The sequence below is a fragment of the Motilibacter aurantiacus genome (assembly GCF_011250645.1).
Classification (GTDB): Bacteria; Actinomycetota; Actinomycetes; order Motilibacterales; family Motilibacteraceae; genus Motilibacter_A; species Motilibacter_A aurantiacus.
In genome coordinates this window covers 491,736-512,954 of record NZ_JAANNO010000001.1, presented here as the reverse complement: position 1 = coordinate 512,954, position 21,219 = coordinate 491,736, and the positions used below count along the sequence as shown (strand labels likewise).

The 21,219-nt window shown below is 71.9% G+C and carries 18 protein-coding genes and 3 tRNA genes; 17 read left to right on the top strand and 4 right to left on the bottom strand.

The features are described from left to right. Positions 1-39 precede the first annotated feature (39 nt). Entirely contained in the window at positions 40-954 is a 915-nt protein-coding gene (locus G9H72_RS02350; protein WP_166166777.1) for a GDSL-type esterase/lipase family protein, read from the bottom strand. A gap of 83 nt (positions 955-1,037) precedes the next feature. Next, positions 1,038-1,526, bottom strand: a complete 489-nt coding sequence (locus G9H72_RS02345; protein ID WP_166166775.1) for a YajQ family cyclic di-GMP-binding protein — start codon at positions 1,524-1,526, stop codon at positions 1,038-1,040. 140 nt (positions 1,527-1,666) lie between these two features. On the opposite strand from G9H72_RS02345, the gene G9H72_RS02340 reads away from it, so the two are divergent. The 9 genes from G9H72_RS02340 (at position 1,667) to G9H72_RS02300 (ending at position 6,024) form a co-directional block, all read left to right on the top strand. Continuing rightward, positions 1,667-1,748, top strand: a tRNA-Tyr gene (locus G9H72_RS02340). Between the two features lie 308 nt (positions 1,749-2,056). Then, on the top strand, positions 2,057-2,581 hold the full coding sequence (locus tag G9H72_RS02335) for a SigE family RNA polymerase sigma factor (RefSeq protein ID WP_166166773.1): 525 nt from the start codon (positions 2,057-2,059) through the stop codon (positions 2,579-2,581). Continuing rightward, positions 2,578-3,534: a hypothetical protein gene (locus G9H72_RS02330; protein ID WP_166166770.1), complete on the top strand. Its 957-nt coding sequence runs from the start codon at positions 2,578-2,580 to the stop codon at positions 3,532-3,534. Before G9H72_RS02335 ends, G9H72_RS02330 begins: the two co-directional genes overlap by 4 nt. Before the next feature lie 106 nt (positions 3,535-3,640). Next, positions 3,641-3,713 (top strand) — tRNA-Thr (locus G9H72_RS02325). 34 nt (positions 3,714-3,747) lie between these two features. Further along, positions 3,748-3,820, top strand: a tRNA-Met gene (locus tag G9H72_RS02320). A gap of 43 nt (positions 3,821-3,863) precedes the next feature. Next, a complete protein-coding gene (rpmG, locus tag G9H72_RS21175; RefSeq protein WP_166166767.1) occupies positions 3,864-4,028 on the top strand; it encodes a 50S ribosomal protein L33 in 165 nt (54 codons plus the stop codon). Between the two features lie 32 nt (positions 4,029-4,060). Next, complete coding sequence (locus G9H72_RS02310; RefSeq protein ID WP_166166764.1) at positions 4,061-4,516, top strand: FAS1-like dehydratase domain-containing protein; 456 nt, start codon at positions 4,061-4,063, stop codon at positions 4,514-4,516. Next, positions 4,513-4,938 (top strand): MaoC family dehydratase, encoded by a 426-nt coding sequence (locus tag G9H72_RS02305; protein ID WP_166166761.1) that lies wholly within the window; start codon positions 4,513-4,515, stop codon positions 4,936-4,938. The genes G9H72_RS02310 and G9H72_RS02305 overlap by 4 nt, the downstream gene beginning before the upstream one ends. A 21-nt stretch (positions 4,939-4,959) precedes the next feature. After that, the gene (locus G9H72_RS02300; protein ID WP_166166758.1) at positions 4,960-6,024 is read left to right on the top strand and encodes a UDP-N-acetylmuramate dehydrogenase; all 1,065 of its coding nucleotides are present in this window, start codon (positions 4,960-4,962) and stop codon (positions 6,022-6,024) included. 134 nt (positions 6,025-6,158) lie between these two features. On the opposite strand, the gene G9H72_RS02295 is transcribed toward G9H72_RS02300, so the two are convergent. Next, entirely contained in the window at positions 6,159-7,280 is a 1,122-nt protein-coding gene (locus G9H72_RS02295; protein ID WP_166167733.1) for an adenosine deaminase, read from the bottom strand. A 4-nt stretch (positions 7,281-7,284) separates the two neighbouring features. After that, complete coding sequence (locus G9H72_RS02290; RefSeq protein WP_166166755.1) at positions 7,285-8,523, bottom strand: pyridoxal phosphate-dependent aminotransferase; 1,239 nt, start codon at positions 8,521-8,523, stop codon at positions 7,285-7,287. Between the two features lie 391 nt (positions 8,524-8,914). On the opposite strand from G9H72_RS02290, the gene secE reads away from it, so the two are divergent. The 8 genes from secE (at position 8,915) to G9H72_RS02250 (ending at position 21,081) form a co-directional block, all read left to right on the top strand. After that, a complete protein-coding gene (gene secE / locus G9H72_RS02285) occupies positions 8,915-9,214 on the top strand; it encodes a preprotein translocase subunit SecE (RefSeq protein ID WP_331271898.1) in 300 nt (99 codons plus the stop codon). Between the two features lie 290 nt (positions 9,215-9,504). Next, positions 9,505-10,323, top strand: a complete 819-nt coding sequence (nusG, locus tag G9H72_RS02280) for a transcription termination/antitermination protein NusG (RefSeq protein ID WP_166167730.1) — start codon at positions 9,505-9,507, stop codon at positions 10,321-10,323. Positions 10,324-10,365: 42 nt separating this feature from the next. Next, positions 10,366-10,797: a 50S ribosomal protein L11 gene (gene rplK / locus G9H72_RS02275; RefSeq protein ID WP_166166749.1), complete on the top strand. Its 432-nt coding sequence runs from the start codon at positions 10,366-10,368 to the stop codon at positions 10,795-10,797. Between the two features lie 82 nt (positions 10,798-10,879). Beyond that, positions 10,880-11,599 carry a 50S ribosomal protein L1 gene (gene rplA, locus G9H72_RS02270; RefSeq protein WP_166166746.1) on the top strand — a complete coding sequence of 240 codons (720 nt, stop codon included), beginning with the start codon at positions 10,880-10,882 and terminating at the stop codon, positions 11,597-11,599. 385 nt (positions 11,600-11,984) lie between these two features. Then, complete coding sequence (gene rplJ / locus G9H72_RS02265) at positions 11,985-12,575, top strand: 50S ribosomal protein L10 (RefSeq protein WP_166166743.1); 591 nt, start codon at positions 11,985-11,987, stop codon at positions 12,573-12,575. 74 nt (positions 12,576-12,649) lie between these two features. After that, positions 12,650-13,042 carry a 50S ribosomal protein L7/L12 gene (gene rplL, locus G9H72_RS02260; protein WP_166166740.1) on the top strand — a complete coding sequence of 131 codons (393 nt, stop codon included), beginning with the start codon at positions 12,650-12,652 and terminating at the stop codon, positions 13,040-13,042. A 567-nt stretch (positions 13,043-13,609) separates the two neighbouring features. Continuing rightward, on the top strand, positions 13,610-17,110 hold the full coding sequence (gene rpoB / locus G9H72_RS02255; protein ID WP_231126173.1) for a DNA-directed RNA polymerase subunit beta: 3,501 nt from the start codon (positions 13,610-13,612) through the stop codon (positions 17,108-17,110). A gap of 92 nt (positions 17,111-17,202) precedes the next feature. Beyond that, on the top strand, positions 17,203-21,081 hold the full coding sequence (locus G9H72_RS02250) for a DNA-directed RNA polymerase subunit beta' (RefSeq protein WP_166166734.1): 3,879 nt from the start codon (positions 17,203-17,205) through the stop codon (positions 21,079-21,081). The last annotated feature ends 138 nt before the right edge of the window (positions 21,082-21,219 follow it).

Below are 21,219 nucleotides of genomic sequence, written 5' to 3'. Positions count from 1 at the left end.
CCGGCCTCCTTCCCCCGGACCGGGCAGCGCGAGCCGCCGTCAGCCGGCGGGGCGGAAACGGTACGTCTCCTCCCACGTCCGCTCGGACAGCAGCCGCTGCCCCTCGACGCTCGGGTGGTAGAAGTCGATCGGTGAGAGCTCGGCCAGCGTCGGCTTGTGCTTGAAGACCGCACGGTGGTCGAAGCGGCAGTTCGCCGTGGCGGCGCAGGCCTGCTGGATCGCGGTGTTGTAGTCCTGCACGCGCTCGCGGACCCGGGTGCGCCGCTCGCGGTCCTCCCGCTCGGTCGAGAGCGGGTCGGCGAGCAGCGACTGGCAGAGCCGGAACGTCGCCCAGACGGCGCGCGCTGCGGGCACGTCCTTCGCGGCCCGCCACACGGCCTCCACGTCGGGGATCGACGCGGCGAAGACCCGTGTGCCGTTCGCCGCCAGCTGCGCCAGCGCGGCCTGGTAGTTGGCCCGGAAGGCCGCCACCGGCGTCATCTGCGCCTCGGTCGGGCGGCAGGCGTCGTTCGCGCCCATGAGCACCTCGACGTAGTCGGCGCGGGCCGCGACCGCGGCCGCGGCCATGGCGGGCAGCGCCGCCGACGCCGCGCCGGTCACGCCGAGGTTGAGCGCCGTGAGCCCCGGCGCGACCGCGGCGATGCGGCTCGCGTGGCTGCGGACCGCAGGGCTCGCCCCCGTGGACCAGGAGGCCTCGGGGCAGTCCTGCAGCGCGGCGCAGCTGTCGAACCCGCGGGTGATCGAGTCGCCGAGCACCGCCATGACGGCCGGGGCGGGCACGGTGCGCGGGCCGGTCGCGGCAGCGGCGGGGGCTGCCGGCCCCAGCAGGGCAGACGCCAGCAGCGGGACGACCAGGGCGGGCGCGGCGAGCAGCGCCGCAGCTCGGGCACGCCCCCGGCCGGTGGGGGCGGGAAGGCGGGTGCCGGTACGCGACCGGCGACGGGAGGCGGCCACGGTTCTCCTCGGGCAGGCGGACCGCCTTGACGGGCGGCTCGGCGCAGTCTTGCCGTCGAGCCGCCCGCCGCGCCAGAGCAGGGTCAGCGGTAGTTCACGAACTGCAGGGCAATGTCGAGGTCCTTGCCCTTCAGCAGCGAGATCACGGCCTGCAGGTCGTCGCGGCTCTTGGACGACACCCGCAGCTCCTCGCCCTGCACCTGCGCCTTCACGCCCTTGGGGCCCTCGTCGCGGATGATCTTGCCGAGCTTCTTGGCGTCCTCCTGGCCGATGCCCTGCTTGAGGTCGGCGGTGAGCTTGTACTCCTTGCCCGAGGCCTGCGGCTCGCCGGCGTCCAGTGCCTTGAGCGAGATGCCGCGCTTGATCAGCTTCTCCTTGAACACGTCGAGCGCCGCCTTGAGCCGCTCCTCGGACCCCGCGCTCATCGCGATGCGCTCCCCGGACCAGGCGATCGAGGCGCCCGTGCCCTTGAAGTCGAAGCGCTGGGACAGCTCCTTGGCGGTCTGGTTGAGCGCGTTGTCCACCTCCTGGCGGTCCACCTTGCTCACGATGTCGAACGACGAGTCGGCCATCTTCGGTGCTGCCTCTCCCTCACGTGCGGTCTCTGCGCGGCTGTCGGGGAGGGCACGAGCGCGCCCTGGTGGCGCCGCGCCTCCCCGCGATCGGTTATTCTTCCGCAGTCCCACCGGGCAGACATGCCGCGGCGGGTCACGGCAGGTTGCCCGAGCGGCCAATGGGAGCGGACTGTAAATCCGTCGGCTTTGCCTACGAAGGTTCGAATCCTTCACCTGCCACACCACTGACGGCGCCCGGCCTCCTGGCCGGGCGCCGTCGGCGTTCCCGGCCTCGCCCGCACGGCCGCCGCCACCCCCGGCCGGCCGACCGGCTGACCCCGGGCGACGCGACGGGCCGCGGGCGCGGATGAACCGGACCGCCTGCCTCATGTCTCCTTCTGGACGTGCAGGCACTGTCTGGCGCCGTGATCGGGCGTGTCGCGGGGGGAGCACCCCCGCGCGCCGCTCCGCCGCCTACCCTGGCCCCGCGTCCAGCTGCGGAAGCGACACTGGACGGGGGACTGCAGGCGGTCGGCGACGGGAGGCGCATGGACAGCGCGCCTGAGGCGTTCGACCGGCTCCTGCGCGAGCGCTCCGCGGCCCTGCTGCGGACCGCGTACCTGCTCACGGGCGACCGGCACCTGGCCGAGGACCTGCTCCAGGCGGCGCTCACCAAGACCTACCTGCGCTGGTCCTCGCTGCGCGACGAGGCGGCGGCCGAGGCCTACGTCCGCAAGGTCATGGTCAGCGTCTACACCCGCTGGTGGCAGCGCAAGTGGAACGGCGAGCGCCCCACGGCCGACCTGCCCGACGTCGAGCTCCTCGACCCGTACGGCGCGGCCGACGAGCGCGAGTACGTCCGCACCCTGCTGGCGGGGCTGCCCCGGCGCCAGCGCGCGGTGATAGTCCTGCGGTTCTACGAGGACATGAGCGAGAAGGACATCGCCGAGTCGCTCGGGATCTCGCCGGGCACGGTCAAGAGCACAGCCTCGGCGGCGATGGCGCGGCTGCGCTCCATGGTCGCCGACGAGGCCCACCCCCTGCCCACCCCGCACGAGAAAGGCGCGCCGTGAGCCGCCCCGACCCCTTCGACGCGTTCGACGCCGGCGTCGACGAGGTGCTGCGCCGAGGCCTCGGCCGGCTGGCCGACGAGAGCCCGCGCTACGTCGACGCCCAGGAGCTGAGCGCCGCGGTGCTCACCCGGGCCCGGCACGACCGGGCCTCGCGCCGCCTGGCGGTCACGGCGGCGGCGATGGTGCCCGTGGCGGCGCTCGCCGGCTGGGCGCTGGGCGTGGCCGACCGTGGCGGCGTCTCCGGCGGGGGCAACCTCGCCGGGGGAGCGGCGGCGAGCGCCTCGCCCTTCCTCGCCTCCCCGTCGCCCAGCCCGACGCTGCCGCCCTCCGTGCTCGTCGTCCCCACGGCGCCCGCACCCGGCGCGACGGCAGGGACGGGCACGCCGGGCGGGACCGCCCCGGTGCCCACCGGCCCGCCGGAGGGCGCCGTCGGCCCGCCGGTGACCCCGACGACGCCTCCGTCCCCGGTGACGACGCCGACCGCGCCCGCTGCGCCGACACCGTCCTCATCGGCCTCCTCGACGCCGTCCAGCGCCCCTCCGGCCGGGCCGCAGGCCATGGCCGTCACGCTGGCCGTCGAGGTCACGGGGGCCACCGTGACCTGGCGGGTCAGCTGGTCCGGTGGGTCGGACCCGGTGGCGAGCGTCTCGATCTACGACGGGGACGAGCGGCTGAGCCAGCGCTCCATCAGCGACGACTGCACCCTGGCTCCCGCTCCGGGCGTCGCCGAGGGCGTGGTCGACCTGGCGAAGGCCGGGACGCACCAGTTGCGGGCCTGGGTGACCGCCCGCGGGTGCGACGGGGACGTGACGCGGCGCTCCGACACCGCGGTCGTGACGATCGAGGGCGGGGGCCCCACGGCCACCCCCACGGCGACGCCGACCCCGACCCCGTCCGACACGGGCACCCCGAGCCCGTCGCCCACCGCCGGGCGGGCCGAGCGCCTGCCCTGACCTGCCGAGACGTCCCGGGCGGCGGCCGAACCCGACCGCCCGGGCCACGGACTCGACCACCGGTTCGCCGATCCGCCCCGACGTTGTGTATCCTCGTTCCTCGCGTGCCCCAATAGCTCAGTCGGCAGAGCGTCTCCATGGTAAGGAGAAGGTCTACGGTTCGATTCCGTATTGGGGCTCTGACAATGCCTCCCCACCCGGGGAGGCATTCGCGGCGGTGTAGCTCAGTTGGCAGAGCAAGCGGCTCATAATCGCTGTGTCACCGGTTCAAGTCCGGTCACCGCTACCCCGCGTTCCGCATCCGTTGCTCAAGGAAGGCTGCACCCGCCGTGGCTGCCACCGACGTACGTCCGAAGATCACGCTGGCCTGCACGGTCTGCAAGCACCGCAACTACATCACCAAGAAGAACCGCCGCAACGACCCCGACCGGCTCGAGCTGAAGAAGTTCTGCCCGAACTGCCGGACGCACACCGAGCACCGCGAGACCCGCTGACCCTCGGGTCCAGCGCCTCTCCTGCCAGCCCCGTGCCGCTCGACTCCTCCCTCACCGGCCGCGCCTACCCGGCGTCCGCGCCCTACGAGGTGGGGCGCGAGAAGCTCCGCGAGCTGGCCGAGGCCCTCGGCGACACCACGCCCGCCTACGTCGACCCCGACGCAGCGCGGGCGTTGGGCTATCCGGACGTCGTCGCCCCGCCGACCTTCCCCTTCCTCGTCGCCTGGCGCGGGCTGGCCCCGCTGCTGGCCGACCCCGACCTGGGCATCGGCCTCGAGCGGGTGGTCCACGGCGACCAGCGGTTCGCGCTCACGCGCCCGCTGCGCGCCGGCGACCGCGTCCGCGGCGCGGCGACCGTCGAGTCCGTCCGTGTCGTCGGGGGCAACGCGCTGCTGTCGGTCCGCGTCGACCTGCGCACCGAGTCCGGCGAGGAGCTGGGCGCGGCCTGGTCCTCGCTGCTGGTACGCGCCCCCGAGGGCGCCGCATGAGCCGCCGGCCCGTCGCCGGCGTGGCCGTCGGCGACGAGCTGCCCGCGCTGACCGTCCGGCTCGGCCGCGGGGACCTCGTCCGCTACGCGGGCGCCTCCGGGGACTTCAACCCCATCCACTGGGACGAGGCGGCCGCCCTCGCCATCGGCCTGCCGGGCGTCGTCGCCCACGGCATGCTCTCGATGGCCCAGGCCGCCCGCGTGCTCACCGACTGGGCGGGCGACCCCGGCGCCGTCGTCGAGTACTCCACCCGCTTCACCAAGCCGGTCGTGGTGCCGCCTGGCCCGGAGACCGCGGAGCTCGTCGTGACCGGCCGCGTCACCGAGCTGCTCGACGGGGGCCGCGTCCGCGTCGAGCTCACCGCCACCTCCGCCGGGGTCAAGGTCCTCGGCGTGGCTCGCGCCGTCCTGCAGCTGGCCTGAGCCCTCGCATACCGTTTGTCGGTGACCTCCTCCGAGCTCGCCGCGGCCCCGCCTGCGGTTGACACCCCGGCGCTGGCCGGCCTCACCACCCTGCGCGTCGGCGGCCCGGCCTCCCGCTACGTCCGGGCCACGAGCGAGGCCGAGCTGATCGACGCCGTCCGCGGCTGCGACGAGGCGGGCGAGCCGGTGCTCGTCCTCGGCGGAGGCAGCAACGTCCTCGTCGCGGACTCCGGCTTCGCCGGGACGGTCGTGCACGTCGCGACCAGTGGCATCGAGGTGATCGACTGCGGCTGCGGCTACCCCACCGTGCAGGTGGCCGCCGGGACCGAGTGGGACGCGGTGGTCGTGCGCGCGATCGAGGACTCCCTCGCGGGCGTCGAGTGCCTGTCCGGGATTCCGGGCACCGCGGGCGCGACCCCGGTCCAGAACGTCGGTGCGTACGGCCAGGAGGTCGCCTCGACCGTCGAGCGGGTCCGGGCGTACGACCGGGCCGAGCGCCGCACCCGGACCTTCCCGGTGGGGGAGTGCGGCTTCGGCTACCGCACCAGCCGCTTCAAGCGGGAGCCCGGGCGCTACGTCGTGCTCTCGGTGGAGTACGCCCTGCGCCCCGCGTCGCTGTCCGACCCGGTTCGCTACGCGGAGCTGGCCCGCGCCCTGGGCGTCGAGCTGAACGCCCGCGCGCCGCTGGCCGACGTCCGCGCGGCCGTGCTGTCCCTGCGCGCGGCCAAGGGGATGGTGCTCGACGCCGAGGACCCGGACACGTGGAGCGCCGGGTCGTTCTTCACCAACCCCGTGCTCGACGCCGAGGCCGCCGCCGCGCTGCCCGAGGGCGCGCCTCGCTGGCCCGCCGGCGACGGCCTGGTCAAGGTGCCGGCCGCGTGGCTCATCGAGAGCTCCGGCTTCGGCAAAGGGCACGGCGCCGGCCCCGCCCGGCTCTCCACCAAGCACACCCTGGCCCTCACCAACCGCGGCGGCGCCTCGGCCGCTGACCTGGCCGCGCTCGCCCGCGAGGTCCGCGACGGCGTGCGCGCCCGCTTCGGGATCGAGCTGGTCCCCGAGCCGGTGCTGGTCGGCCTGGAGCTCTAGCCCTCCGCTGCCCTCCCCCCGGCTGAGACCACCGCGTCCCCTCCACACACCACCGACATCGCGCTGATCAGGCACACCCGGCCAGTACTCCACAGGCACCACCCGCTGTGGAGAACCGACCGGGTCGTGCCTGATCAGCGGCGGGAGGCCCGGGAAGGGGGAGCGGGGGTGCGTAGGACAGGCTCGTCAGCGGGGTACGACGGTGGGGGCGGGGCGGCCAGCCAGCCGTCGACGCCCTTGAGCAGCCGGTCCTTGACGTCCTGCGGGGCGAAGGACGCCGTGATCGAGCTGCGGGCCAGCCCGGCCAGCGCCGCGTCGTCGAGGCCGTGCGCGTCGCGGGCCAGGGCGTACTGCGCCGTCAGCCGGGAACCGAACAGCAGCGGGTCGTCCGCGCCGAGCGCGACCGGCACCCCGGCGGCGAGCAGCGCCTTCAGGGGCACGTCGCCGGGCCGGTCGAACACCCCGAGGCTGACGTTGGAGGACGGGCAGACCTCGCAGGCCACGCCGGCCGCTGCCAGCTGCTCGAGCAGGGCCGGGTCCTCGGCAGCGCGTACGCCGTGGCCGAGCCGGCGGGCGCCGAGCGCGTCGACGCAGGCGCGGACCGACGCCGGGCCGAGCAGCTCCCCGCCGTGCGGAACCCCCGGTAGCCCGGCGCGAGCCGCGATGGCGAAGGCGGCGGCGAAGTCCTCGGTCCGGCCGCGCCGCTCGTCGTTGGACAGCCCGAAGCCGACGACCCCGCGGCCGGCGTAGCGGGTGGCCAGCCGGGCCAGCGTCCGTGCGTCGAGCGGGTGGCGCGTGCGGTTGGCGGCCACGACGACGCCGAAGCCGATCCCGGCCCGCTCGGCGGCGTCGGCCGCTGCGTCCAGGAAGAGCTCGAGGAAGGCGGTGATGCCGTCGAACCGCGAGCCGTAGCCCGACGGGTCCACCTGCATCTCCAGCCACCCGGACCCCTCGGCCGCCTCGTCCTCGGCGGCCTCGCGCAGCAGCCGGCGCACGTCGTCCTCGGTGTGCAGCACCGAGCGCGCGGTGTCGTAGAGCCGCTGGAACCGGAACCAGCCGCGGCTCTCCACGTCGGTCAACTGCGGGGGCTCGTCCGAGCGCAGCGCCGGGGGGAGGCGTACGCCGGCCCGGTAGGCCAGCTCGACGAGGGTGCGGTGCCGCATCGAGCCGGTGAAGTGCAGGTGCAGATGGGCCTTGGGAAGCCGGTTGAGGTCACGCCGGCCGGTCGGCCCACCTGCGGGTCGGTGTGCGGTCAGGGCGTCAGCTCGTCTCGCCGAGCAGCCGCTGGACCCGGCCGACGCCCTCGGCGAGGTCCCCGTCACCCAGCGCGTAGGACAGCCGCACGTAGCCCGGGGTGCCGAACGCCTCGCCCGGCACCATCGCCACCTCGGCCTCCTCCAGCACGACCTCGCAGAGCTGCGCGGACGTCTCCACCCGCCGGCCGCGGATCTCCCGGCCGAGCGCGCCCTTGACCGAGGGGTAGCAGTAGAACGCCCCCTCGGGCTCCGGGCAGACGAAGCCGGGGACCTCGTTGAGCATCCGCACCATCGTCTGACGGCGGCGGTCGAACGCGACCCGCATCTCGCGTGCCGCGGACAGGTCGTCGGTGACGGCGGCGAGCGCCGCGGCCTGGGACACGTTCGCCACGTTGGACGTCGCGTGGGACTGCAGGTCGGCCGCGGCCTTCACCACGTCCTTCGGCCCGATCAGCCAGCCGACGCGCCAGCCGGTCATCGCCCACGTCTTCGCGACGCCGTTGACGACCACGGTGCGGTCGGCGAGCTCGGGGACGGCGACCGAGATCGAGCTGAAGCGAGCCTCGCCGTAGACCAGGTGCTCGTAGATCTCGTCGGTGACGACCCACAGCCCCTTCTGCGCGGCCCAGCGGCCGATCTCGGCGACGGCCCCGGGGGAGTAGACGGCGCCCGTGGGGTTCGAGGGCGAGACGAAGAGCAGCACCTTGGTGCGCTCGGTGAGCGCCGCCTCGAGCTGCTCGACGCTCACCCGGTAGCCGGTGCTCTCGTCGCTCGGCACGTCGACCGGCACCCCGCCGGCGAGCTTGATGCTCTCGGGGTACGTCGTCCAGTACGGCGCGGGCACGAGCACCTCGTCGCCCGGGTCGAGCAGGGCCGCGAAGGCGTTGTAGACGGCCTGCTTGCCGCCGTTGGTGATGAGGACCTGCGAGGCGGCCACCATGAGCCCGGAGTCGCGGGCGGTCTTGGCGGCGACGGCCTCGCGCAGCTCGGGCAGGCCCGCGGCGGGGGTGTAGTGGTGCATGCGCGGGTCGGTGCAGGCGCGGACCGCGGCCTCGACGATGTGCTCGGGCGTGGGGAAGTCCGGCTCCCCGGCGGCGAAGCCGATGACCGGGCGGCCGGCCGCCTTCAGCGCCTTGGCCTTCGCGTCGACGGCCAGGGTGGCCGACTCGGTGATCGCAGCGAGCCGCTGGGACACGCGGCGGGAGGCAGGGGACGTCGGGGGCTGGCCGGCTAGCGCACTCATGGGCAGATGCTTTCACGCCGCGCCGACGGGCCGCCGAGCAGTTTGCCCCGGCAGGCCGTCGGATCGGCCCGACGGCTGCCGCCCGAGCAGGCCGGGTTTCCCCGGCGTTCGACCTGAACGCCCGCTGCGCCGTACACTGGCCCGTCGGCGCTGTCGCGCGCCCGCGTGCCCTCGGTCCACCTCGTGCACCAGCAACGAGCCCGGTGGGGTGGATGCGGACCGCGGCGCGCCCCGTACGGCGAGGATGCCGCAGGCTTCCTCGCTCGCGGGAGCCGGCGGCAGCACCACCCGAACAGCACCACCCGAACAGCAGCATTCGACAGCGACATACGACAACGTGAGCGCCACCGGGCAGCCCCGGAAGCCCACCGAGAAGCACTGGAGCCGACGCGTGACCGAGCTGCACGACGGAAGCGCCGTCCCCGAGCGCGAGACCGGCGACGACGGCCGCGACGGCTCCGTCGCCGCGCGGGACCGCTCGGACCGGGGCGAGCGCCGGCCCTCGCCGGTGGCCCGGACCTCGCTCTACTTCCGCCAGGTCGTGGCGGAGATGCGCAAGGTCATCTGGCCGACGCGCACCGAGCTGACGCACTACACGATCGTCGTGCTGGTCTTCGTGCTCGTGATGATCGCGCTCATCTCGGTCCTGGACTACGGCTTCGGCCGGCTCATGTTCTGGGTCTTCGGCTGAGCCCACCGGCCGCCCGCACCGCTCGCGCCGACCAGCGCGCCCCCGGCTCCGGCCGTACGCAGTCCCGACGTCCCAGCACCCGCACCGAACCGAGGTAGCCGAACGTGTCCCAGAGCCCCTTCGAGCAGACCGCTCCGGAGGACCCCGAGTACGGCCTGCAGCGCAGCGAGAACGCCGAGGTCGCCGACGCCGAGGGCGTCGCGCCGCGGGTCTCGCCCTACGCGGCGGGCGTCGGGATCGACGACACGGCGGCCGACCCCGGCGACGACCTGGGCACCGGCACCGACGAGCTGGGCGGCACCACCGACGCGACCAGCGGCTACGTCGAGGGCGCCGCGGTCTCCGGCGCGACCCAGGACGAGCTGGCCGAGGGCGGCTTCGCGGACGCGTCGGCCGACTCGGTCGAGGGCCCCGGCGACGCGAGCGCCGAGACCAGCCCGGAGACCAGCCCGGAGACCGGCCCGGAGACCGGCCCGGGGACCGGCGCTGAGGCTGCGGCCGAGCCCGAGGAGGACGAGGACCCGGTCGAGGCGTTCTACACCGCACTGCGGCGGGCGCCCGGCGACTGGTATGTCGTGCACTCCTACGCGGGCTACGAGAACCGGGTGAAGTCCAACCTCGAGCAGCGCATCTCGAGCTTGAACATGGAGGACTTCATCTTCCAGATCGAGGTGCCCATGGAAGAGGTCACCGAGATCAAGAACGGCCAGCGCAAGCAGGTCCGGCGCAACAAGTTCCCCGGCTACGTCCTGGTCCGCATGGACCTCACGGACGAGTCGTGGGGCGCGGTGCGCAACACCCCCGGCGTGACCGGCTTCGTGGGGCACACCCACTCCCCGACGCCGCTCAGCCTCGACGAGGTCGGGCGGATGATCGCGCCCAAGCCCGAGGAGAAGCGACCCGGGACCAGCGGTGCCGCCGCCCCCGAGGTCAAGGTCGTGGACTTCTCCGTGGGCGACTCGGTCATGGTCAACGAGGGCCCGTTCGCCACGCTGCACGCCACGATCACCGAGATCGACGTGGACGCCCGCAAGGTGCGTGCCCTCGTCGAGATCTTCGGCCGTGAGACCCCGGTCGAGCTCCCGTTCAGCCAGATCCAGAAGATCTGAGCCGGCCCACCAACAAGCGCAGAAGATCGAAGGACGCGAAAGATGCCCCCCAAGAAGAAGCTTGCAGCCATCATCAAGCTGCAGATCCAGGCCGGCGCGGCCACGCCCGCGCCGCCGGTCGGCCCGGCGCTCGGTCAGCACGGCGTCAACATCATGGAGTTCGTCAAGGCGTACAACGCCGCGACGGAGGCCCAGCGCGGACAGGTCGTCCCCGTCGAGATCAGCGTGTTCGAGGACCGCTCGTTCACGTTCATCACCAAGACGCCGCCGGCCGCGAAGCTCATCCTTGCCGCCGCCGGGATCCCGAAGGGCTCCAGCGAGCCGCACAAGACCAAGGTCGCCAAGCTGACGCGCGACCAGGTCCGTGAGATCGCGCAGACCAAGATGCCCGACCTCAACGCCAACGACCTCGACGCCGCCGAGAAGATCATCGCCGGCACCGCCCGTCAGATGGGCATCACGGTCGAGGGCTGAGCGTTCCGATCGGCGACAGTTCCCGTGGAAGGGCCGCGCGCGGCCCGCTGACCACGACTCCACCCCACGTTCAGGAGCAGCAGTGAAGCGCAGCAAGGCATACCGCTCTGCGGCCGAGAAGATCGACTTCGACAAGCTGTACGGCCCGGTCGAGGCCGTCCGGCTCGCGAAGGAGACCTCGACGGTCAAGTACGACGCCACGGTCGAGGTCGCCCTCCGCCTCGGCGTCGACCCGCGCAAGGCCGACCAGATGGTCCGCGGCACGGTCAACCTCCCGCACGGCACCGGCAAGACGGCTCGCGTCCTCGTCTTCGCCACCGGTGACCGTGCGGCCCAGGCCGAGGCCGCCGGCGCGGACATCGTCGGCGCCGACGAGCTGATCGAGGAGGTCCAGAAGGGCCGCCTCGACTTCGACGCCGTCGTCGCGACCCCCGACCTCATGGGCAAGGTCGGCCGTCTCGGCCGCGTCCTCGGCCCGCGTGGCCTGATGCCGAACCCGAAGACCGGCACCGTCACCGCGGACGTGGCCAAGGCCGTCAGCGACATCAAGGGCGGCAAGATCGAGTTCCGCGTCGACCGGCACTCGAACCTGCACTTCATCATCGGCAAGGCGAGCTTCGACGAGCGTGCGCTGGTCGAGAACTACGCCGCCGCCATGGACGAGATCAACCGTCTCAAGCCCTCGGCGGCCAAGGGCCGCTACATCAAGAAGGCGACGATCACGACGACGATGGGCCCGGGCATCCCGCTGGACGCCGCTCGTCGTGCTGTGATCGAGGACGAGGCCCCTGCCTCGGCCTGACGCCGCTGCACGGCCCGCGAAGGGGCGCCGCCGGACCTGTCCGGGGGTGCCCCTTCGCCGTTGCGGGGGCGGTGCGGAGGGCCTCCGGGCACGGCGGGGCCGCTTCACCGAGCGCGCGGCGTCGCGCGTGCAGCGAGCATTTGGCGCCGGCCCCGCCGTCACGTACTCTGAGCACGCCGAAGACCGCTGGCCGCTGCCTGCCTCCGCGACGCCCGTCGCCAGGGTGGGGAGCCGAAAGCCCCGCAACCGCGGGCGACCCGCGCAGGTGACCGGAAGTGCTCGACGACCACGTCAGTGTGCCGTCGTCCCACGCCCCGTGCGCCGCGCGCCGGGGCGTTCGTCGTCTCCGCGGGTTGTTCGAGTGCCGGCACCCGAAGGGAGACCCATGGCGAGGCCCGACAAGGCAGCCGCCGTCGCCGAGCTGACGGAGCACTTCCGCAGCTCGTCCGCGGCGGTGCTCACCGAGTACCGCGGTCTCACCGTCGCCCAGCTCAAGGAGCTGCGCCGGTCGCTCGGCGACGGTGCGACGTACGCCGTGGTGAAGAACACGCTGACCAAGATCGCTGCCCGTGACGCGGGCATCGACGGCCTCGACGACCTGCTGGCCGGCCCCTCGGCCGTGGCGTTCGTCAAGGGCGAGCCGGTCGAGGCCGCCAAGGGCCTGCGTGACTTCGCCCGCGCGAACCCCCTGCTCATCATCAAGGGCGGCGTGCTCGACGGCCGCCCGATCTCGGCGGAGGACATCTCCAAGCTCGCGGACCTCGAGTCCCGTGAGGTCCTCCTCGCCAAGGCTGCCGGCGCGATGAACGCGACCATGGCCAAGGCGGCTGCGCTGTTCCAGGCGCCGCTGTCGCAGGCTGCCCGGCTGGCCGACGCGCTGCGCGCCAAGCAGGCCGAGGGTGCTCCCGCCGAGGAGGCTGCGCCCGCCGCAGCCGACGAGGCGGACGCGCCGGCCGAGGCTCCGGCCGAGGCCTGACCCCGAGGTCGGGCCGCACGGCCCGACGCTCCGCAGACATCGCTTTCCCCCACCGTTAGGAAGGACCCGCCACCATGGCGAAGCTCAGCACCGAAGAGCTGCTCGACGCGTTCAAGGAGCTCACGCTCATCGAGCTCAGCGAGTTCGTGAAGCAGTTCGAGGAGACCTTCGGCGTCACCGCCGCTGCCCCGGTCGCGGTCGCGGCTGCGCCCGGCGCCGCTGGCGGCGGCGCGGCCGCCGACGCCCCCGAGGAGAAGGACGAGTTCGACGTCATCCTCGAGTCGGCCGGCGACAAGAAGATCCAGGTCATCAAGGAGGTCCGTGGCCTCACGAACCTCGGCCTCAAGGAGGCCAAGGACCTGGTCGACGGCGCGCCGAAGCCCGTCCTGGAGAAGGTCAACAAGGAGACCGCCGACAAGGCCAAGGCTGCCCTCGAGGGCGCCGGCGCTTCGGTCTCGGTCAAGTAAGCCCCCTCTCGCCGCCCGGCTCGTCCGGGCACGCGGGACCGAGCCGCCCATCCCCGTCGCGGGGGTGGGCGGCTCGCTGCGTTCCGGCCCCTCGGGCGGCCGCGGTGGCGGAGCTGCCCGTCGGCCAGTGGAGTGCGCCACGGTTTCCCGGCCGGCCCGCCCTGGGTAGGACGCGATCAGCGGTGACCCGCAGTGACTCGCCGTCGCCGGAGCGGGACGGCGAGGGTGCACTTGCGGCGATGCGCTTGACCGGGACACGGTCGGGGAGTAATCCTCTTGCCGCCGGACCGGAACGCCGGCCCGTACGGGGCGAGAGCCTCCGACGGGGCGCCGGGCCCGGTGTGGGAAGTTCGCAGGAGGAGCGTGCGAAGCCTGCGGTGGCCGTACGGCCGCCGGGAGGGAACCGCGCGTAGCGACGCCGGGGCTTGCGTCAGCCTGCCCGTGAGGGTATGCTGACGCTTTGCGCTGCCCGATGTACCTCAGATGCCCCGACAGGCTCGTGCCGTCGGAGGTGGGGGGCCGGGCTCGCCTGTCTGCCTCGAGCTCCGAGCCTCGGAAGGACCCCTCTTGGCCGCCCCGCGCACTGCAGAACCCGGCACCAACCAGCAGTTGAACAACTGGGAGAGCACCGCTCCCACCCGTATCTCCTTCGCCAAGATCCGCGAGCCGCTTGAGGTCCCGAACCTCCTCGCGCTGCAGACCGACAGCTTCGACTGGCTGCTCGGCAACGCGAAGTGGAAGGCCCGCGTCGAGGCGATGCGGGCCGACGGCCTCCTCGTCCCGGAGAAGTCCGGTCTCCAGGAGATCTTCGAGGAGATCAGCCCGATCGAGGACTTCCAGGGGACGATGTCCCTGTCGTTCTCGGACCCCGAGTTCTACGAGCCCAAGTACTCCGTCGAGGAGTGCAAGGAGCGCGACATCACCTACTCGGCGCCGCTGTTCGTCACGGCCGAGTTCATGAACAACAACACCGGCGAGATCAAGTCGCAGACGGTGTTCATGGGTGACTTCCCGCTCATGACCAACAAGGGCACGTTCATCATCAACGGCACCGAGCGTGTCGTCGTGTCCCAGCTGGTCCGCTCGCCGGGCGTCTACTTCGACAAGACGCTGGACAAGACCTCGGACAAGGACGTCTTCGGCGCCAAGATCATCCCGAGCCGCGGCGCGTGGCTCGAGTTCGAGATCGACAAGCGCGACCAGGTCGGCGTCCGCGTCGACCGCAAGCGCAAGCAGTCGGTCACGGTCCTGCTCAAGGCCCTCGGCTGGGACGACGCGAGGATCCTCGAGGAGTTCGGCGAGTTCGAGTCGATGCGCTCGACGCTCGAGAAGGACCACACCACCGGGCAGGACGACGCGCTGCTCGACATCTACCGCAAGCTGCGCCCGGGTGAGCCGCCGACCCGTGAGGCCGCGCAGACGCTGCTGGAGAACCTCTACTTCAACCCCAAGCGCTACGACCTGGCCAAGGTCGGCCGCTACAAGGTGAACAAGAAGATCGGCACCGAGGGCGAGATCGGCGCCGGCGTGCTGACCGTGGACGACATCGTCGCCACGATCAAGTACCTCGTCGCCCTGCACGCGGGCCAGCCGACGATCGACTCCGCGCGCGGCCCCGTGCGGGTCGAGGTCGACGACATCGACCACTTCGGCAACCGTCGCCTGCGCACGGTCGGCGAGCTCATCCAGAACCAGGTCCGCACCGGCCTGTCCCGGATGGAGCGCGTCGTCCGCGAGCGCATGACGACCCAGGACGTCGAGGCGATCACGCCGCAGACCCTGATCAACATCCGGCCGGTCGTGGCGAGCATCAAGGAGTTCTTCGGGACCTCCCAGCTCAGCCAGTTCATGGACCAGACCAACCCGGTCGCCGGCCTCACGCACAAGCGCCGGCTCTCGGCGCTCGGCCCCGGCGGCCTGTCCCGCGAGCGTGCGGGCATGGAGGTCCGTGACGTCCACCCGAGCCACTACGGGCGCATGTGCCCGATCGAGACCCCTGAAGGCCCGAACATCGGCCTGATCGGCTCGCTCGCGACGTACGCCCGGATCAACGCGTTCGGGTTCGTCGAGACCCCGTACCGCAAGGTGGTCGACGGCCGCGTCAGCGACGACGTCGACTACCTCACCGCGGACGAGGAGGACGAGCACACGATCGCGCAGGCGAACGCCCCGCTGAACCCGGACGGCTCGTTCGCCGAGGCCCGCGTGCTCGTCCGCCGCAAGGGCGGCGAGGTCGAGTTCATCCCGGCCGACGAGGTCGACTACATGGACGTCTCGCCGCGCCAGATGGTGTCGGTCGCGACGGCGATGATCCCGTTCCTCGAGCACGACGACGCCAACCGCGCGCTCATGGGGGCGAACATGCAGCGCCAGGCGGTCCCGCTGCTGCGCAGCGAGTCCCCGCTGGTGGGCACCGGCATGGAGTACCGCGGCGCCAAGGACGCGGGCGACGTCATCGTGGCCGAGAAGGCCGGCGTGGTGCAGGAGGTCTCGGCCGACTACATCACGGTCGCCAACGACGACGGCACCTACCAGACGTACCGGGTGCAGAAGTTCCGTCGCTCCAACCAGGGCACGGCCTTCAACCAGCGCCCGATCGTGGACGAGGGCCAGCGGCTCGAGGAGGGCCAGGTCATCGCCGACGGTCCCTGCACGGACCAGGGCGAGATGGCGCTCGGCAAGAACCTCCTCGTGGCGTTCATGTCGTGGGAGGGCCACAACTACGAGGACGCGATCATCCTCAGCCAGCGCCTGGTGCAGGACGACGTCCTCTCCTCGATCCACATCGAGGAGCACGAGGTCGACGCCCGCGACACCAAGCTCGGCCCCGAGGAGATCACCCGGGACATCCCGAACGTCTCCGAGGAGGTCCTCGCCGACCTCGACGAGCGCGGCATCATCCGCATCGGCGCCGACGTCGTCACCGGCGACATCCTGGTCGGCAAGGTCACGCCGAAGGGCGAGACCGAGCTGACGCCGGAGGAGCGCCTGCTCCGCGCGATCTTCGGTGAGAAGGCGCGAGAGGTCCGCGACACCAGCCTCAAGGTGCCGCACGGGGAGTCCGGCAAGGTCATCGGCGTGCGTGTCTTCGACCGTGACGAGGGCTTCGAGCTCCCGCCGGGCGTCAACCAGCTGGTCCGCGTCTACGTCGCCCAGAAGCGCAAGATCACCGACGGCGACAAGCTCGCGGGCCGGCACGGCAACAAGGGCGTCATCTCCAAGATCCTCCCGGTCGAGGACATGCCGTTCCTCGAGGACGGCACGCCGGTCGACATCGTGCTCAACCCGCTGGGCGTGCCCGGCCGCATGAACGTCGGGCAGGTGCTGGAGACCCACTTGGGCTGGGTGGCCAAGACAGGCTGGAACGTCGAGGGCGAGGACGAGCCCGGCGAGTCGTGGAAGGCCTCGCTGCGCTCGATCGGCGCCGACTCCGCGCCTGCCGGGACCAACGTCGCGACCCCGGTCTTCGACGGTGCCCGCGAGGAGGAGATCACCGGCCTGCTCGACTCCACCACGCCCACGCGTGACGGGGTCCGCCTCATCGGCAGCTCGGGCAAGGCCCGGCTGTTCGACGGGCGCTCCGGCGAGCCGTTCCCCGCCCCGGTCTCGGTCGGCTACATCTACATCCTGAAGCTCCACCACCTGGTCGACGACAAGATCCACGCTCGCTCGACCGGCCCGTACTCCATGATCACCCAGCAGCCGCTCGGCGGTAAGGCCCAGTTCGGTGGCCAGCGCTTCGGTGAGATGGAGGTCTGGGCGCTCGAGGCGTACGGCGCGTCGTACGCCCTGCAGGAGCTGCTGACCATCAAGTCCGACGACGTCCTCGGCCGCGTGAAGGTCTACGAGGCCATCGTCAAGGGCGAGAACATCCCCGAGCCGGGCATTCCTGAGTCGTTCAAGGTGCTCATCAAGGAGATGCAGTCGCTCTGCCTGAACGTCGAGGTGCTCTCGAGCGACGGCATGTCGATCGAGATGCGCGAGACCGACGAGGACGTCTTCCGGGCGGCCGAGGAGCTGGGCATCGACCTGTCGCGGCGCGAGCCGAGCAGCGTCGAAGAGGTCTGACGGGAGGCCGGCGGGGCGTCCCTTGCAGGACGCCCCCGCCGGCCCCCGCCATCGCGTCGTGACGAGACCTTGATTTGAGAGAAGGAAACCGCGTGCTGGACGTCAACTTCTTTGACGAGCTGCGCATCGGCCTCGCGACCGCCGACGACATCCGTCAGTGGTCGCACGGCGAGGTCAAGAAGCCCGAGACCATCAACTACCGGACGCTGAAGCCGGAGAAGGATGGCCTCTTCTGCGAGAAGATCTTCGGTCCCACCCGGGACTGGGAGTGCTACTGCGGCAAGTACAAGCGCGTCCGCTTCAAGGGCATCATCTGCGAGCGCTGCGGTGTCGAGGTCACGCGGGCGAAGGTGCGCCGTGAGCGGATGGGCCACATCGAGCTGGCCGCCCCGGTCACGCACATCTGGTACTTCAAGGGCGTCCCGAGCCGGCTGGGCTACCTGCTCGACCTGGCTCCCAAGGACCTCGAGAAGATCATCTACTTCGCGGCCTACATGATCACCGAGGTCGACGAGGAGCGTCGCCACGTCGACCTGCCCTCGCTCGAGGCGCAGATCGGCGTCGAGCGCGGCCAGCTCGAGCAGCGCCGCGACTCCGACGTCGAGGCCCGCCAGCGCAAGCTGGAGGAGGACATCGCCGCGCTCGAGGCCGAGGGGGCCAAGAGCGACGCGCGCCGCAAGGTGCGCGAGGGTGCCGAGCGCGAGATGAAGCAGATCCGCGACCGTGCCCAGCGCGAGATCGACCGCCTCAACGAGGTCTGGGACCGCTTCAAGGGGCTCAAGGTCCAGGACCTCGAGGGCGACGAGATCCTCTACCGCGAGATGCGCGACCGCTTCGGCGAGTACTTCAAGGGCGGCATGGGCGCCGCGGCGATCCAGGCCCGCCTGCAGTCCTTCGACCTCGAGGCCGAGGCCGAGAAGCTGCGCGAGATCATCCGCACCGGCAAGGGCCAGAAGAAGACCCGCGCCCTCAAGCGGCTCAAGGTCGTCAGCGCGTTCCTCAACACGCGCAACTCGCCCATGGGCATGGTGCTCGACTGCGTCCCGGTCATCCCGCCGGACCTGCGCCCGATGGTGCAGCTCGACGGTGGCCGCTTCGCGACGAGCGACCTCAACGACCTCTACCGCCGCGTCATCAACCGCAACAACCGCCTGAAGCGCCTTCTCGACCTCGGGGCCCCCGAGATCATCGTCAACAACGAGAAGCGCATGCTCCAGGAGGCCGTCGACGCGCTGTTCGACAACGGCCGCCGCGGGCGCCCGGTCACCGGCCCGGGCAACCGGCCGTTGAAGTCGCTGTCGGACATGCTCAAGGGCAAGCAGGGCCGCTTCCGGCAGAACCTGCTCGGCAAGCGCGTCGACTACTCGGGCCGTTCGGTCATCGTGGTCGGCCCGCAGCTCAAGCTCCACCAGTGCGGCCTGCCCAAGCAGATGGCGCTCGAGCTGTTCAAGCCGTTCGTGATGAAGCGGCTCGTAGACCTCAACCACGCGCAGAACATCAAGTCGGCCAAGCGCATGGTCGAGCGCGCCCGCCCGGTGGTGTGGGACGTGCTCGAGGAGGTCATCACCGAGCACCCGGTGCTGCTCAACCGTGCCCCCACGCTGCACCGCCTCGGCATCCAGGCCTTCGAGCCCCAGCTGGTCGAGGGCAAGGCGATCCAGATCCACCCGCTGGTCTGCACCGCCTTCAACGCCGACTTCGACGGTGACCAGATGGCGGTCCACCTGCCGCTGTCGGCCGAGGCGCAGGCCGAGGCCCGCATCCTCATGCTGTCGAGCAACAACATCCTCTCGCCGGCGCACGGTCGTCCGATCACCGCGCCGACGCAGGACATGGTGCTCGGCATCTACTACCTGACGTCCCAGCTCGACGGGGCCGAGGGCGAGGGGCGCGTGTTCGCGTCGGCCGCCGAGGCCGTCATGGCGTACGACCAGCGGACGCTGTCGCTGCAGGCGCGGGTCCGGATCCGCGTCCAGGACGTCGTCCCGCCGGCGGGCTTCACCGCTCCCGAGGGCTGGGAGCCGGGCCAGCCGTACGTCCTGGAGACCACGCTCGGGCGCACCCTCTTCAACGAGGCGCTGCCGACGGACTACCCGTTCGTCGACCGCGTCGTCGACAAGAAGGTGCTCTCCGGCATCGTCAACGACCTCGCCGAGCGCTACCCCAAGGTCCAGGTCGCCGCGACGCTCGACGCCCTCAAGGCGGCCGGCTTCCACTGGTCGACCCGTTCCGGCGTCACGATCTCGATCGAGGACGTCGTCACGCCGAAGGCGAAGCAGGCCATCCTCGACGAGCACGAGCTCCGCGCGGAGAAGGTGCAGGGCCAGTACGAGCGCGGCCTCATCACCGACGACGAGCGTCGCCAGGAGCTCATCAACATCTGGACCGAGGCGACGAACAAGGTCGCCGACGCCATGCAGCAGGAGTTCCCGCGCCAGAACACCGTCTTCATGATGGTCAACTCGGGCGCGCGTGGTAACTGGATGCAGGTCCGCCAGATCGCCGGTATGCGCGGCCTCGTGGCGAACCCCAAGGGCGAGATCATCCCGCGCCCGATCAAGTCCAACTTCCGCGAGGGCCTCTCGGTCCTGGAGTACTTCATCGCCACCCACGGCGCCCGCAAGGGCCTCGCGGACACGGCGCTGCGTACCGCCGACTCGGGCTACCTCACCCGTCGTCTGGTCGACGTGTCGCAGGACGTCATCATCCGCGAGGAGGACTGCGGCACCGACCGCGGCATCGTGATGCGGATCGCGGACCGGTCCGCCGACGGCACGAAGCTGGTGCGCGCCGAGAACGTCGAGACGAGCGTCTACTCGCGCAACCTCGCCGAGCCGGCCGTCGGGCCTGAGGGCACCGAGGTGGCGCCGGCCAACACCGACCTCGGCGACGTCGTGATCGGCCGCCTGGTCGACGCGGGGGTCGAGACGGTCAAGGTCCGCTCGGTCCTGACCTGCGACAGCAAGGTCGGCACCTGCGCGATGTGCTACGGCCGCTCGCTGGCCACCGGCAAGCTCGTCGACGTCGGCGAGGCGGTCGGCATCATCGCCGCCCAGTCGATCGGTGAGCCGGGCACGCAGCTGACGATGCGTACCTTCCACACCGGCGGTGTCGCGGGTGACGACATCACCCACGGCCTCCCGCGTGTGGTCGAGCTCTTCGAGGCCCGTACGCCCAAGGGCGTGGCGCCGATCTCGGAGGCGGCGGGTCGGGTCTCCATCGAGGAGACCGACAAGTCGCGCAAGCTCGTGGTGACGCCGGACGACGGCTCGGAGGAGATCGGCTACCCGGTCTCCAAGCGCGCCCGTCTGCTGGTGGGCGAGGGCGACCGGGTCGAGGTCGGGCAGAAGCTCGTGCAGGGCGCGGTCGACCCCAAGCAGGTGCTGCGCATCCTCGGCCCTCGCCAGGTGCAGATCCACCTGGTCGAGCAGGTCCAGGAGGTCTACCGCTCGCAGGGCGTGTCGATCCACGACAAGCACATCGAGGTCATCGTTCGCCAGATGCTCAAGCGGGTGACGATCATCGAGTCCGGCGACGCGGAGCTGCTGCCGGGCGAGCTGGTGGAGCGGTCGCGTTTCGAGGTGGAGAACCGCCGCGTGGTGGCCGAGGGCGGGCAGCCGGCCTCGGGCCGTCCGGAGCTCATGGGCATCACCAAGGCCTCGCTGGCCACGGAGTCCTGGCTCTCGGCGGCGTCCTTCCAGGAGACGACGCGGGTCCTCACGACCGCGGCGATGGAGGCCAAGAGCGACTCGCTGCTCGGCCTCAAGGAGAACGTCATCATCGGCAAGCTCATCCCGGCCGGCACGGGCCTCGCCCGCTACCGCAACATCCGGGTCGAGCCCACCGAGGAGGCGAAGGCGGCCATGTACTCGCTGCCCGGCTACGAGGAGCTGGACTACAGCCCCTTCGGCCAGGGCTCGGGTCAGGCCGTCCCGCTCGAGGACTACGACTACGGCCCCTACACGGGCTGATCGCACCGTCCTGCCGCGCCGACGCCGGCCGTCCCCTGGGGGGCGGCCGGCGTCCGCCGTTCCGGCGCCGGCCACGTGCGGTTGCCCTGCCGGCGGCCCGGCGTGGAACCATGGCCTCCCCGTCGAGCGGGGGAGTGG

Bases quoted from the DNA above. Each gene is read 5' to 3' on its own strand.
- G9H72_RS02345 (WP_166166775.1), bottom strand. From the start codon at position 1,526: ATGGCCGACTCGTCGTTCGACATCGTGAGCAAGGTGGACCGCCAGGAG.
- G9H72_RS02335 (WP_166166773.1), top strand. From the start codon at position 2,057: ATGGACAGCGCGCCTGAGGCGTTCGACCGGCTCCTGCGCGAGCGCTCC.
- G9H72_RS02305 (WP_166166761.1), top strand. From the start codon at position 4,513: ATGAGCCGCCGGCCCGTCGCCGGCGTGGCCGTCGGCGACGAGCTGCCC.
- G9H72_RS02290 (WP_166166755.1), bottom strand. From the start codon at position 8,523: ATGAGTGCGCTAGCCGGCCAGCCCCCGACGTCCCCTGCCTCCCGCCGC.
- rplK (WP_166166749.1), top strand. From the start codon at position 10,366: ATGCCCCCCAAGAAGAAGCTTGCAGCCATCATCAAGCTGCAGATCCAG.
- rplJ (WP_166166743.1), top strand. From the start codon at position 11,985: ATGGCGAGGCCCGACAAGGCAGCCGCCGTCGCCGAGCTGACGGAGCAC.
- rplL (WP_166166740.1), top strand. From the start codon at position 12,650: ATGGCGAAGCTCAGCACCGAAGAGCTGCTCGACGCGTTCAAGGAGCTC.